Genomic DNA, 14,015 nt, shown 5'->3' on the forward strand with positions numbered 1-14,015 from the left:
AACGAATTATCTAAACATTGGAAATAGTTATAATATTTTTTCTAATACTCTTAAATGGGGTTTTCTCTATGTCTGAAATTGCATTGATTTCGGCTCGAAAAAACAGATTGGAAACCGCAGCAAAAAAAGGAAACAAAAATGCCCAGACTGCTTTGGATTTGGCCAATTCACCGAATAAGTTTTTGTCAACAGTACAAATAGGAATTACACTTATTGGAATACTGACAGGGATTTACAGCGGCGATAAAATTACTGCCGATGTTGAAGCTTTTGTAAAAGGATTTCAGATACTGATTCCTTATGCTCATTCAATTGCCGTTGGGATTGTTGTTGTTGTATTGACTTTTTTTTCATTGGTATTAGGAGAATTACTTCCTAAAAGAATTGGATTAAACTATCCAGAAGGAATTGCCAAAGCAGTGGCTTTGCCAATGAAAATAATTTCTATAATAACAGCACCTTTTATATGGCTGTTAACTACTTCTACTGATTTCTTACTGGATATTCTGCAAATAAAACCTACCGCCGACGGAAAAGTAACAGAGGAAGAGATAAAAGCAATTATCAAGGAGGGTACCGAAGGAGGAGAAGTTCAGGAAATAGAGCAGGATATTGTAGAGCGTGTTTTTCATATTGGAGATAGAAAAATAAATTCGTTAATGACTCACAGAAAATCAGTGATGATGCTGCCATTACATGCTGATAAAAGCAAAGTAAGAGGTTTTATGATTAAAGAACTGCATTCTGTTTACCCGGTTTATAATGAAAACCACGATGATATCGTTGGAGTTGTCAATTTGAAAAACATTTTTGCTAATGTTGATAATGACAATTTTAATCTGGCAGAAATTATGACTGATGCCCCATTTATGATGGAGCAGACAACTGCTTATAAGGCATTGGAACAATTCAAAAAAACAGGAATTCATTATGCATTGGTTTCCGATGAATATGGAGTTTTTCAAGGAATTATTACGCTGAATGATATTCTGGAAGCTTTGGTTGGAAACGCTTCCGATTTCTATAAAGACGATTTTCAGTTAATTGAAAGAGAAGACGGAACCTGGATGGTAGACGGGCATTATTCACTGCACGATTTCCTTACCTATTTCGAGCTGGATGATTTGATAAATGATTATGAAGTGACCACTCTAAGTGGTTTAATAATGACGGAGTTATCACATATTCCGAAAGAAGGCGAAAAGCTGATTTGGCAAAGATTTGTGCTGGAAGTTATCGATATGGATGGCGTGAAGATCGATAAAGTAATGGTGAGAGCCTTAAAAGATTAAATTTAGTTTAAAAATAGTTTAAGGTTTTAAGTTTAAAGTTGATAGATTTTCTATTAAACGATTAAACGATTAAACGATTAAACTTTAGATTTAAACTTTTAAACAAAAGAAAATGACAGAGGGAAATTTTGTAGATTACGTAAAAATTTATGTTTCTTCCGGAAAAGGAGGAAAGGGGTCTACGCATTTGCATAGAGAAAAATTCATCCAATATGGAGGTCCAGATGGAGGTGATGGAGGTCGTGGCGGACATGTTTATTTGGTAGGGAATAAGGATCTTTGGACTTTATTTCACTTAAAATTTGCCCGTCATATCAAAGCAGGTCACGGAGGTGATGGAGGAGGAGACAGAAGTACAGGTGCTGATGGTGATGATAAATATATTGAAGTTCCTCTTGGAACTGTCGTGAAAGATAAAGAAACAGGCGAAACATTGTTTGAGATTACCGAGGATGGTGAAAAACAAATACTTGCCAAAGGAGGAAAAGGAGGTTTAGGAAACTGGCATTTTAGAAGTTCAACGAATCAGACGCCTCGTTATTCACAGCCAGGTTTGCCAGGTTTGGAAATGGATGTGATTTTGGAATTAAAAGTTTTGGCAGATGTTGGTTTGGTAGGTTTTCCAAATGCTGGAAAATCAACACTATTGTCTGTATTGACATCAGCAAAACCAAAAATTGCAGATTATCCATTTACGACTTTGAAACCAAATCTTGGAATTGTAGCTTACAGGGATTTCCAATCGTTTGTAATTGCCGATATTCCGGGAATTATTGAAGGTGCTGCCGAAGGTAAAGGGCTTGGTCATTATTTCCTGCGCCATATCGAGCGTAATTCGACTCTATTGTTTTTAGTTCCTGTGGATACGCCAAATATCAAGGAAGAGTATGATGTTTTGGTAAATGAACTGACTAAATACAATCCGGAAATGCTGGATAAAGAACGCCTTTTGGTGATTTCGAAAATCGATATGCTGGATGATGAATTGAAAGCCGAATTGAAAACACAATTAGACGAAGAATTCAAAGGTATTCCTTATTTGTTTATTTCATCGGTTGCACAGCAGGGATTAACAGAGCTGAAAGACAAGCTTTGGAAAATGCTGAATGAGTAAAATATATTTTTAAAACATATAAAAACCACTAATGAATTCGATTTGTTAGTGGTTTTTTTTAGACTTGAAATGAAGGTTTATTTATGGTGATTAAATCTAAATTAACACTATTTCTTTTGTTATATTTAACCAGTAAAGATTGTGATATATGATAGATATGGCAAGATTATGACGAGTCTAAAAGGTGACAGTATGGGTTGGGATGGTAATTATAATAACAATCCGATGCCTTCCTCGGATTATTGGTTTGAATTAATTACAGAAGAAGGAAAGAGACTTAAAGGACATTTCTCTTTGAAAAGATAAGCTATAAATATTGAATGACAAAAAAATGTATAAAAACTTAAAAAACGTTTCAGTGATGAAACGTTTTTTTATCACGTTATTCGCTTTTAAAGTTTCTGACACGAATTACACTAATTTACACGAATTAAGATTGCTATTTAATTACACAAAATATTTGAAACTGTAAAATTGGTTTCAATTTTGATAAGAATTAGTGTTAATTAGTGAAATTCGTGTTTATCTTTTTTTTAATGCGAATGCCGTGTTTTTTCATTTTTAGCCTCACTAGATTATTGTTTCTTCTTTTTTTAGAATAATTAAAAATCGAAATCAGGCTGCATAAGAAAAGTATCAGTCATTATAAGTATCAAATAAATACTGCAGTGTGTCGTTGATATTATTGGCTTTTATAGTTGGATATTTTATGTGGGAATCCAGCCAGTTTTCGATTATTAAATGAAAATCATCACCTATTTCATAAAGCACAGGAACGCCCATTTTTTTGAGTGCTGCGGCATTGCATTCCTGTTCATAGTGCTGTCTGATTGGAATCGAAAGTATTTTTTTGCCAAGATATAAAGCTTCAGCAGGAGTTTCAAATCCTCCGCCAGTGATAATTCCTTCGCAGTTAATCAGGCTTTTGTTAAAGAGGTCTTTATTGACGGGATAATACGTCACATTTTTTATAGTATGTTTGTTTTTTGTTTCTTCCAAAAACCAATGAAACTTTAAATTAGGAAGTTTATTGAATGTTTTTTCCAAGCAGTCTTTTTGAAATGAAGGAAGATAAACTGTAATATGGTCTTTGTTTTTTGGATCGGCATTTACGATTTCGTCTTTGATGACGGGAGGATAAATAAAATCATCGTACTTATCAAAATGCAGTCCGATGTTTTTAGGAGACGGTGCATAATGTTTCAGAATCATTTCTCCCATCATACTTTTCTTTTCGGGTCTTGGAGTATTTGGCGAAATAAAACTGGCTTGGTGTCCAAATTGTATTGAGTTCACTTTCTGCAGTTTGGAAGCTAATGAGGTAATGGAATCAAAATCATTAATGACAACATCATAATTTTTTAGCGGTAAAGCATTGGCATCGTCATAAATTTGCTTTGGTTTTATGTTTTTGGCAATATCCCAGTAATTTAAACCTCCGCATTTGCTGTAATGAAGGCTGCAGCCGGCGCTTCTGAATTTTATGGGTAAATCGATGTCCAGAGTTGCATTGTTGCCGCTTAGAAAAAAATCGACTTCTCCAAATTTTTGCAGATAAGGATATAATTGTATGGCTCTGCTGATGTGGCCGTTTCCTGTTGCCTGTATTGCGTAAAATATTTTCATTGTTAGCTTTTTAGGTTAAGAAAGAATTTTGTTGACAATGTCATTTACTTCTTTGTCTTCAGATAAATCAGGGTCTTTGTAATGTTCTTTTTTATAATGGTAAAGGCTCCATTTTCCTTTTTTATATTCTAATGAAGTAAGGTTTTCTATCCAGTCGCCGCTATTCAGATACAATACTTTTCCGTGTTCATTTTCAATTTCTTTCATTTGCGGTTTGTGAATATGTCCGCAGACTACGTAACTGTATTTTTTTTGGATGGCTATTTCGGCAGCTGTGGTTTCAAAATTGGAAACAAAAGAGACCGCTTTTTTGACGCTGTCTTTGATCATTTTGGAGTAGCTTCTTTTTTCTTTGCCCAAAAGTTCTAGAAACCAATTAATCAAACTGTTAATCAGAATCAATAAATCATAGCCTTTCCCGCCAAGTTTGGCTAGTATTTTGGCATAGCCTTTGGTTGAAGAATCAAATACATCTCCGTGGAAAATCCAGGTTTTTTTGCCGTCCAAATCAAGAATGATTTTGTCCAATAATTCGAAATTGCCCAAAATAAAGTCTGAGTATTTTCGTAAAGTTTCATCGTGGTTTCCAGTAATGTAAATAACCCGAGTGCCTTGATTGGACATTTTTATGATTTGTCTTAAAACATTCATGTGGGCAACAGGAAAGTAACTTTTGGTAAAACTCCAGATATCGATGATGTCACCGTTTAAAATCAATGTCTGAGGATTTATTGATTTTAAATACTGCAATAATTCTTTGGCTTGACATCCGTAAGTGCCTAAGTGAACATCGCTTATAACAACTAAGGGGATTTTTCTTCGTCTTTTCATTTTTAGTTTTTACGAAAGTAAAACCGCTATGTTATCCCAATGTGTTTTTAGTATTATTTGTGTATAAAAAATCCATCTCGTTAAATTTAACGAGACGGATTTTTAATTGAATGAAGAATTTTCTAATTTTTTACATTCACCCGAATTCCTTTAGTATGACTGGTATATTCAGGAGCATACATACTCTCAATCGTTGAAATTCCATTGGAAAAATTCCCTGTGTTATTTACCCGAATATCATATTCTAAAATATATGTTCCTTTGTTTATCTGGTCAAAAAAGAAATGAGTTGCAACATCTTTGGTGCTTCTGTAAAAGCCCAAACCGCCTTTGTATTCATAGCCCGAAAGCACATCAACAGGCTCAAAACAGGAAGCTCGCATATCTTTCAAGTGAACAAATTCCATATCCTCTTTGGCAGAAATTATTAATCGGACAGTAACTAAATCACCAATTTTCAATTTATTCTTGGCTGTTATTTTTTGCAGTTCAGAACCTTTGTCTGTGTTTTTCTTGATATATAATTCTTTGGCAACCGATAAATTAGTTCCCGAATTGTTTTTGATTTTATCCAAATCTTCAAAATACTGCCAATACACACCTCCAAAACCTGGAACTGTTGATTTGTTTTGAATAGAAACTGAAGCCATTTCTTTTTTGACTTCATTCGCTTTCCAACTCAGTTTGATGTAACCAGTTTCGGCTTCTTTTTCGTTTCCAGCTAGTTTTTTGGTCAGGATTTTTTCATCTCCAATTTTTATAACGGTGTTGTCTTTTACGCTCAGCCAGTCGGTTCCCTGCATTAATAACGCATAGACAGCCTCGGTGGTGGATTTTGTAGTGGACCAGTTTTTGGTTTGTTTGTTTTTTAATAACCAAACTTTCATCGCATCGACAGATTTCGTGTCGTTATCCACTTCGTCGAAAGCTTCAATCAGCAGAGCCTGCGTTTCAATTGGCGCTTGATACCAATACCAGCCGGGCTTATTTGCAATCCAGTACATTCCCCAATCTTCATTGTTGGAAGCGGTTTCTTTTAAGCTTTCGATGATTTTTTTGGCAGATGATGTTTCGCCAAAACGATTCAGTACCAAAGCCGTCATTCCTTTTTCATACAAAGAATAGTTTAGCCAATCTTTTTTAGCTGTTTCTAAATACAGTTTTGTTGCTTTCTTCAAAGTATCGTTTAATGGATAATCTTTTAAATAAAAACTGCGGGTGTATAAATAATGCAGATCAGAATATGGATTCAGCCAGATTAATTTGTCTGTTTTCTTAAGGTTTTTGGTTCTTGTTTTATAATACTCCAAAAATTTGTTGTCAATAAACGGAATACCATTATTAGCAATTTCAACTCTATTAACAGCTATTTCTGAGCTTTTGTTTAATTTATGTAAATGTCCCAACCCCGCCAAAATATGTCTTGTAATGTATTCGTTTTCGTTACTTCCGTCAAACCAGGCGAACCCTCCCGAAGGTTTTTGTTTTTGTTTTAATTTATCAAAAGCTGCCTGTTGCGAAGTTTTCATTTTTTCTAAATCAAAAAGCAGAGCTAGATTTTTCTTTTTTTCGTCTTCGTTTTGAGCGTCGTTTAACCAAGGTGTTTCAGCAAGAATAATCGATTTTAATTCTTCGTTTTCTTCTAGTTTGGAATTTAATTTTCCGTTTTTTCTCCAGGTTTCAAAAAGCTCGGCGATTTTTGGATTGCTGGAAATAATCTCCGAAGCCAAAGCATTGGCATAAAAACGGGCAAAAGTCTGTTCGGCACATTCGTGTTCGTATTCCATCAGATAAGGAAGGGACTGAATCGCCAGCCAAGTTGGATTCGAAGTGTATTCTAGTGTAAACTGATGATTTTTTAAAGTACTTGAATTGTTGTTTTTTAAATTCTCAAACGTGTATTCTTTCTTCGAATTTCCGCGTACCCAAATCGGTATGCTTTCGGTCACTAGCATATTATTGGTCAAGACAGGCAGAATGTTTTCTTCCCCATCCGAAAAATTGCCGGCTTTTGCCAAAACTTTGTATTGAACACCCTGCAATCCTTCAGGAATATAGATTTTCCAGCTCACTGTTGTATTGCCATAAGCAGGAATTGTGAAGTTTTTTACGGTATTGGTATTGTTCATTTTGGAATCAACAGTCTGCATTGTTGTAGCATCAAAAAGCTGTAGAACGGCAATTCCTGTTTTGGCTTCGTTAGTAACATTTGCTACTTTTGTCGTAATAACAATGGAATCTTTTTCCCTGAAGAATCTTGGAAAGTTTGGCGTTACCATTAAATCCTTTTGGGTAATGGTTGTTTTTTCGAGATAGCCGGAAACCGCATCTTTGTTGTGCGCCAATAAGCGGAGTTTCCAAGCTGTCAAAGCTTCGGGAGAGGTGAAATTAAAGCTCACGTTTCCTTTGGAGTCTGTTTTTAAGTTAGGATAAAAGAAAGCAGTTTCGGATAGATTTTTTCTTGCTTTTACTTGGGTTAAGGCTTCTAGTGCTTTTTTGGTGGTGATGATGATAACGCCGTTTGCGCCTTTTTCTCCATATTGGGCTGTGGCTGTGACATCTTTTAGGACATCGATAGATATGATATCTGCCGGATTTAATTTTTTAAAATCAGCTTCTGTTGCAATTTCTCCATCAATAATGTATAATGTTGTTGAAGATGAACGATAACCATAAATAGTTGAGTTTCCTCTGATTCTAATTTCTTCGGCTTTTGCTGCTACAGGTTTTACAAATTTAACTAGGTCAACTTTAGGAGCAGGAGCATTACCTACTTCTTCAACTATTAGCGGTGCATCTGGATCTCCTTTTATTGTTTCAGAACTAACTTTTTTGTCCTTTATGTCATCTAAAGACATTACAAATCCATTAGTTGAATTATTAATATCAAAACCAAACCATTTCAGTTTAGTTTCTTCATTTTGCAGTTCTAATGGAGTTGATTCTAAATTTAAATCTCGAACATAAATGTTAGTTTTATCAAATCCTAAACTAGATCTAAAACTTATACCGTTGCTGTTGTAGTCATAAAAGTTCAATGCTCCCCAAGCTGTTTTTGTAAATTGATCTAAGGAACTGTCATACATGGATGCTAAAATTTCAGCTTCTGCTTTAGTATTTGAAGTTTTTAATTTAAATGACCAATTTTCCTTGCTTCCCGGCTGGATTTTGCTTCTGAAACTTTCTACAGCAAACTCCATCTTTGGCTCATCAAAAGGGAGTACTACTTCTAATTGATCATTGAAAGCCTGATTGTCAAAAACACTTTCAAAGCCAATTCGCAGTGACTTTTCGAAATCTTTTTGAAGCGGAATCGTAACTGTAGTCTGGTGGTTTTCTAAAACAATATTTTTTTCATAGAAAGTGCCGTTTTTGTAATTGGCGGTAGTATGAATATGTAAAGTGTCTAATAGTGATCGAAGCTGAACGGTCACAAAACCATCTTTCTTTGGGTCTTTATTGAGCTGCTCAACAGTGAATAATTTATTTGGACTGAATTTGTCTTTACTTTGAATGATCGAGAAATTAGAAACAGTTTCAATAGGGTTTTCATAACTGTCTTTTGCAGAAAACACTACTTTGTAATTTCCGGATTGATAATTTGTAATAAAATCCAGTACAAGGTTTTTGTCTTTTTCGGTATCTATTTTTTTTGAAAAAACTAACTTTTCAATAGGCTTTTCAGCAGTTGCGGAATTATTAATTTCGTATGGAAATAATTTTTCAAAATCAGCATCCGAAATTGTGTTGATTTCAGGATATTGAAAAACTCTGGATTTGAATTTTTTTGGTACCAGACTTACAAAATATAATTTGATTTCTCCTTTTACAGCTTTAAATTCTCCATTCAGATTCGTGCTGTTTAGGATGATTTCATTTTTATTTTTGGTCTCAATACTATTTGGAACTGTGGCATTGAGTACCAAGTCGTGGTAACCTACTTTAATAGTTGTAACAGCCGTATGTGTTTCTCCATTGATATCGGTAACACTTGTGTTTATTCGGTAATTGAAAACAGGAAGCTGTTCTTTAACTGCATTTTTTGATGGTTTCGCAATGAAATCAATCGCAAATTTCCCAGTAGCATCAGTTTTGGTTTCGCCGCTTATTAAAACTTCTTCGGGCTCATTATTGTAATAATAATTTCTGTAAAAATTTGTAAAACGGGATATGGTATAGGTCATTTTTGCATCTGAAATACTGCTTCCTGCAAATGCTTTGGCAGTTCCTTTTACGGTAACGGATTGATTGACCTGAAAGCTTTCTTTTTTAGACTCAAAAAAGACTTCAAACTTTGGACGTTTATATTCTTCTACTTTGAAATAAGCGGATGAGTTTTGAAAATCCAAGTCTTCCCAAAATGGATGTTCATCTTTTGTTTTATCATGAGAAGTATCTTTTTTGATATCGCTGGGTTCTTCTGCTTCAATCCTAAAATCTCCTGTTAAGCCATTCTTAGGCAGGACAAATTCACCCGAAAACGAACCAAACTCATTAGTAGTAACTTCAAACTCTTTAAAATTGGTGTAATTAGGATCTTTGATGTTTATTTTGAAAGAAGTGTTTGGGACAATACTTGATTTGTTTTTCTTTTTTTGAATGGCAACTCCTTTGTAATAAACGGTCTGTCCTGGGCGATAAATGGCGCGGTCCAAGTAGAATTCTACTTTTCCTATGAATTTTTCGTCTTTGTTATTTTCGTAATAATCTGTGGCATAAGCGAGATAATTTTTAGTGATTAAAATAGTGTCATTCGCTGTTGTCAGCAGAATTGGATACGGATTGTAGTAGCTGTTTTTATTCTCTTTTGGTTGATAAACCGCCAAGCCGTCTCCATTGGTTTTTATTTCGAAATAGCTCGATTTTAAAGAAACATCCTCCATCGGCTTGCCAGTTTTTCTGTTGAGAACAGTATAATATTCTTTACCTGATTTTGAATTAGCCAAAACCGAAATATTTGATACCGTAATGGTTTCATAACCAAAACCTTTTTTGTCTTTGGAGTCGGTTTCGCTCTCAAAATAAACGAGATAACTGCCGGTTTCCAGTTGTGGTAAAAGGATTTCGGTGGAGTATTCAAAATAATCTTTCTTATCTGTAAGTGGATAACTTTTGGTGATTAATGGTTTTTTGGCAGTTACAATTTGGTTTGCCAGACTATCTGTTTTGTTTGGTGTGTTATAGAATTCGGCAATTTTGCTGTAATTTATTTTAAAAAAGGAAACTGTAACATTGTTTGTGTTTTTATATTGAATAAAAGCTCTGGTGTTTTGCTTGCTGTAAATGTATTTTTGAAGTTCGGCCTGAATGTTTTTTGAAAGCAGTTCTTCTTTTTTTTGAATCGCCAGTTTGTAGGCATTCGAATTATTAGTAATCTTCAGGATGTTTTCCAATTCAGAAATCGCTTTAATATTATAATCAGGATGCGTTTCTTTGGAAGCTAATCTGGCGTAAATATTCGCTTTTTCCAATTGAATTTTTTGCAGTTCAATTGCTTCTTTTGTTTCTTTTTCTAAGTTAATTAAAGCATTCAGCAAATCTTCATCTGATTTTATAAGGTATTGGGAGCAAAATAGTATGCGTTCCAATTTGTTTTCAATAGCTGGAACATCAGCTTCTAGCTTTTGATATAGAGAAAGCACTTTTTTTAGATTTTCATCTTTTATAAAATCGAGGTTTAGTTTTGTAAAAAGATCTGTATTTCCTAAAAGAATGTTTTTATGAGCTTCATATTCTTTAGGTTCAAACTGCCATTCCTCTATTTTTTCTTTATAAAAAGCAATGTTTTCCTTTAGTAAATAATCATATAGGCTCTCTTTTTTGAATTTTTCTAAAGTAAAGAATTTGAAAATAGCTTCATAATTGCTTAGAGGTGTAGCTTTTAAAATGGCTTCGTTTTCGAGTGTTTTTTCGAATATTTTGCTGATGTCCTCTTCTTTATTAAAATCAGTAACTGCTGCGGAATCGACGATGTTTGCTGTTGCTGTAGCGACCGTATCTACCGCAACAGCTGTTGTGTCATCAACTACAACAGCAAAGTCGCTGTAATTCTGATTATAATCATTCAGACACTTCGCATGAATCAAATTCAAAATCGCTTTAGACGGAATTGAAACCTGATTAATCTGCGTTTTCAAATCGCTTAAAATGAGTTTTTTTGCATTTTCATCCAGTACTTGTCGGTACTTGGATTTATAGAAAAAGCATTTGATAATTTGGACTTCATTTTTTTTAGAGAAAGCCTTTTTACTAATTTTATTTACAATTTGATTGGCAGTTTTTATTTTGCCTTCATTTTCGTTCTTGACAACCTTGTTCCAGTCTTTTTCATATTGCTGGGCAAATAATGAAGTTGATATAAAAAGAAGTACTAAATAAATATTTTTCATAATGGATTACCGCTAAATGATTTTCGTACAAATTACTGTTTTTTTAGGGTAAAACCAAATGATTATTTTTCAATATCTTTGAGATTCTTAGTTTTTGTTTCTTAAGTAGAAAGTTGAAATTTTCTATTTGACAAAAGCTTTTTTCTGTAATCAATAAATGAATATTATGAATTCAAAAGCTGATTTTTATTTTGCTGATTCCCAAAAATGGCAACGAGAATTGGAACAGTTGCGAGTTATTGCTCTGGACTGCCAGCTTACCGAAGAACTGAAATGGGGCAGTCCCTGCTATACTTTTCAAGGAAATAATATTGTATTAATCCACCAGTTTAAGGAATACTGTGCTTTTTTATTTTTCAAGGGAGTACTGCTAAATGATGTTGCTAATATTTTAGTCCAGCAGTCCAAAAATGTACAATCGGCGCGCCAGATTCGGTTTACTAATGTCGAGCAGATTATTGAACAGCAGGTTATTCTCAAGGCCTATATTTACGAAGCCATCGAAGTCGAAAAAGCGGGTTTGGAAGTAAAATTCAAAACAACTGAAGAGTTCCTTGTTGCCGAAGAATTTAAAATAAAACTCGACGAATCAGCTGAATTAAAAACTGCTTTTGAGGCTCTTACACCAGGAAGGCAAAAGGCTTATTTACTGCATTTTTCGGCTCCAAAACAATCCAAAACCCGTGAATCAAGAGTAGAGAAATGCATTCCCCAAATTCTAAAAGGAAAGGGATTGAACGATTTATAAAGAGATAGGGAATATGAGGTTGTACTAATCATTTGAAAAAAATCATGTCTGAAATATTTAAAAAGCATCTGCAGAAATTCATTGAAATAAACGAGGAAGAGTTCTTTGAAATTTCATCTTTTTTTCAAGTGAAAAAGGTTAAGAAAAAAGAAAATTTACTCGAACAGGGACAGATCAGTAAGTCGCATTATTTTGTATTGAACGGCTGTCTGAGGAAGTTTTTTGTCAATGACAAAGGGATTGAACTCACCACTGAATTTGCAATTGAAAATTGGTGGATGACCGACAATTTTGCTTACGAGCGGGGCCTGGCAACTGATTTTTACATTCAGGCGGTAGAAAATTCAGAAATATTAGTGATTGACAGCGAATCGCAGGAAAAGTTATTGGCTGCATTTCCCAAAATGGAACGTTATTTTAGATTTGTCTATCAGCGCGCTTATGCGGCCACGCAGGTGAGACTGAAATATTTATATGATTTTTCCAAAGAAGAGTTTTACCATCATTTACTAAACTCTTATCCTGAATTTGTACAGCGGATTCCGCAATATTTAATTGCTTCTTTTTTAGGTTTTACCCCCGAATATTTGAGCGAAATCAGAAATAAAAAGCGTTCTTAAACTGGTTTAAGTTTTTTTCATTATCTGTTTCCGAATTTTGTCCTGTTAATTTAAAACAAACAAAAAAATGGAAAAGAGAATAGATATCAGCGAAATTGAACCGCAGGCCTATAAAGCGATGTACGCATTGGAAGGATATTTGGCATCAAGCCAATTGTCTAAAACGCAAAAGGAATTAATAAAAATAAGAGCTTCCCAAATCAATGGCTGTGCGTTTTGCATTGATATGCACACAAAAGATGCACTAAAATATGGCGAAACTGCGCAGCGTATTTTTTTACTGAATGCCTGGCGTGAAACGAATCTGTTTACTGAGGAAGAAAAAGTAATCTTGGCAATTACCGAAGAAATCACTTTGATTCACAATCACGGTCTATCTGACGAAACATATAAAAATGCCGAACAGTTTTTTGATAAAAATACTATTGCCCAGATTATTATGGCTGTTGTGACCATAAATGCATGGAACAGAATTGCTATAAGCACACAATTGGAGCCTGCAGAATAAAAGTTCTTTACAATTAGTCAAGATAAAAAAGTGTAAAAGTTTTTGCTTTTGCACTTTTTTTATGCCTAAAATTTAGATTAAAAAATGATTGGATTCAATTTCTAATTTTTGGTTAAAAGACTTCTATTCTTTTGGAAATTCTTTATTTTTGGAGGATGAAATTACTGCTAAGTATCTTTTTGTTGTTTCCGCTGCTGTTATTGTCCCAATCTTTTGAAAAGGGAGAAAAATTATTCATTGAAAAAAGATACGATCAAGCACAGCCCATTTTTGAAAACTTCCTAAAAAGTAATCCAAACAATCTTAAAACGATAGAATATTTAGGTGACATCGCCGCATACCATAAGTCTTGGGACAAGGCTATTTCGTATTATAAAAAACTTAAAGTTACAAATTCTAAGGAGGCTGATTATTACTTTAAATATGGCGGTGCTTTGGCAATGAAGACTGCAGAAGTCAGTAAATTAAAAGCTTTGGGAATGGTCGGAGAAGTAAGGACTTCATTTGAAAAAGCGATCGAATTGAATCCGAAACATATCGAAGCGCGCTGGGCGCTGATTGAATTGAATCTGCAATTGCCCGGAATAGTTGGAGGAAGTGAGTCCAAAGCTATTAAATATTCGTCCGAATTAAGAGAACTCTCGCCAGTTGACGGGTATTTGTCCCGCGGACATATCGAAGAATATTTTAAAAGGTATACTGAAGCCGAAAAGCAATACAAAAGAGCTATTTTGATAGGAGGTTCAAAGGTTTGCTATCAGGCATTGGCCGATTTTTATAAGAATAAAATGAAACAGCCTGATAAAGCCAATACGGTTTGGGAGGAATATAGAAATAAGAAAAAATAGAGTTATCGATCATTTGATAAAAAATATAAAGAACACTAA

The 14,015-nt window shown here is 34.2% G+C and carries 10 protein-coding genes; 7 read left to right on the plus strand and 3 right to left on the minus strand.

Annotation, left to right across the window (positions count from 1 at the left end; all coding sequences use genetic code 11):
- Nucleotides 1-68: 68 nt before the first annotated feature.
- The 3 genes from IRZ80_RS02190 to IRZ80_RS02200 all read left to right on the plus strand — a co-directional run bounded on the left by IRZ80_RS02190 (nt 69) and on the right by IRZ80_RS02200 (nt 2,712).
- Nucleotides 69-1,292, plus strand: a complete 1,224-nt coding sequence (locus IRZ80_RS02190; protein WP_281637332.1) for a hemolysin family protein — start codon at nt 69-71, stop codon at nt 1,290-1,292.
- Nucleotides 1,293-1,404: 112 nt separating this feature from the next.
- Entirely contained in the window at nt 1,405-2,406 is a 1,002-nt protein-coding gene (gene obgE / locus IRZ80_RS02195; protein ID WP_194639849.1) for a GTPase ObgE, read from the plus strand.
- Nucleotides 2,407-2,547: 141 nt separating this feature from the next.
- Entirely contained in the window at nt 2,548-2,712 is a 165-nt protein-coding gene (locus IRZ80_RS02200; RefSeq protein WP_317174709.1) for a T9SS type B sorting domain-containing protein, read from the plus strand.
- A gap of 330 nt (nt 2,713-3,042) precedes the next feature.
- Here IRZ80_RS02200 and IRZ80_RS02205 read toward each other — a convergent pair whose 3' ends face one another.
- The 3 genes from IRZ80_RS02205 to IRZ80_RS02215 all read right to left on the minus strand — a co-directional run bounded on the left by IRZ80_RS02205 (nt 3,043) and on the right by IRZ80_RS02215 (nt 11,252).
- Complete coding sequence (locus IRZ80_RS02205; RefSeq protein WP_194639852.1) at nt 3,043-4,032, minus strand: glycosyltransferase family protein; 990 nt, start codon at nt 4,030-4,032, stop codon at nt 3,043-3,045.
- Nucleotides 4,033-4,047: 15 nt separating this feature from the next.
- Entirely contained in the window at nt 4,048-4,863 is an 816-nt protein-coding gene (locus IRZ80_RS02210) for a UDP-2,3-diacylglucosamine diphosphatase (protein ID WP_194639854.1), read from the minus strand.
- Between the two features lie 122 nt (nt 4,864-4,985).
- Nucleotides 4,986-11,252, minus strand: a complete 6,267-nt coding sequence (locus IRZ80_RS02215) for an alpha-2-macroglobulin family protein (RefSeq protein WP_194639856.1) — start codon at nt 11,250-11,252, stop codon at nt 4,986-4,988.
- A gap of 166 nt (nt 11,253-11,418) precedes the next feature.
- Between IRZ80_RS02215 and IRZ80_RS02220 the strand changes: the two genes are divergently transcribed.
- From IRZ80_RS02220 to IRZ80_RS02235, 4 genes are all read left to right on the plus strand, one after another.
- Nucleotides 11,419-12,000 (plus strand): YdeI/OmpD-associated family protein, encoded by a 582-nt coding sequence (locus IRZ80_RS02220; RefSeq protein ID WP_194639858.1) that lies wholly within the window; start codon nt 11,419-11,421, stop codon nt 11,998-12,000.
- A 44-nt stretch (nt 12,001-12,044) separates the two neighbouring features.
- Nucleotides 12,045-12,620 carry a Crp/Fnr family transcriptional regulator gene (locus IRZ80_RS02225; protein ID WP_194639860.1) on the plus strand — a complete coding sequence of 192 codons (576 nt, stop codon included), beginning with the start codon at nt 12,045-12,047 and terminating at the stop codon, nt 12,618-12,620.
- Between the two features lie 67 nt (nt 12,621-12,687).
- Nucleotides 12,688-13,128, plus strand: coding sequence for a carboxymuconolactone decarboxylase family protein (locus IRZ80_RS02230; protein WP_194639861.1), 441 nt, complete (start codon nt 12,688-12,690; stop codon nt 13,126-13,128).
- 155 nt (nt 13,129-13,283) lie between these two features.
- Complete coding sequence (locus tag IRZ80_RS02235) at nt 13,284-13,976, plus strand: tetratricopeptide repeat protein (protein ID WP_194639863.1); 693 nt, start codon at nt 13,284-13,286, stop codon at nt 13,974-13,976.
- The last annotated feature ends 39 nt before the right edge of the window (nt 13,977-14,015 follow it).

Source organism: Flavobacterium sp. HJJ, assembly GCF_015351475.1.
Lineage (GTDB): Bacteria > Bacteroidota > Bacteroidia > Flavobacteriales > Flavobacteriaceae > Flavobacterium > Flavobacterium marginilacus.

Excerpts from the sequence above, each read along its gene's own strand:
- IRZ80_RS02190 (WP_281637332.1), top strand. The coding sequence starts at position 69 with ATGTCTGAAATTGCATTGATTTCGGCTCGAAAAAACAGATTGGAAACC.
- obgE (WP_194639849.1), top strand. The coding sequence starts at position 1,405 with ATGACAGAGGGAAATTTTGTAGATTACGTAAAAATTTATGTTTCTTCC.
- IRZ80_RS02205 (WP_194639852.1), bottom strand. The coding sequence starts at position 4,032 with ATGAAAATATTTTACGCAATACAGGCAACAGGAAACGGCCACATCAGC.
- IRZ80_RS02210 (WP_194639854.1), bottom strand. The coding sequence starts at position 4,863 with ATGAAAAGACGAAGAAAAATCCCCTTAGTTGTTATAAGCGATGTTCAC.
- IRZ80_RS02215 (WP_194639856.1), bottom strand. The coding sequence starts at position 11,252 with ATGAAAAATATTTATTTAGTACTTCTTTTTATATCAACTTCATTATTT.
- IRZ80_RS02220 (WP_194639858.1), top strand. The coding sequence starts at position 11,419 with ATGAATTCAAAAGCTGATTTTTATTTTGCTGATTCCCAAAAATGGCAA.
- IRZ80_RS02225 (WP_194639860.1), top strand. The coding sequence starts at position 12,045 with ATGTCTGAAATATTTAAAAAGCATCTGCAGAAATTCATTGAAATAAAC.
- IRZ80_RS02230 (WP_194639861.1), top strand. The coding sequence starts at position 12,688 with ATGGAAAAGAGAATAGATATCAGCGAAATTGAACCGCAGGCCTATAAA.
- IRZ80_RS02235 (WP_194639863.1), top strand. The coding sequence starts at position 13,284 with ATGAAATTACTGCTAAGTATCTTTTTGTTGTTTCCGCTGCTGTTATTG.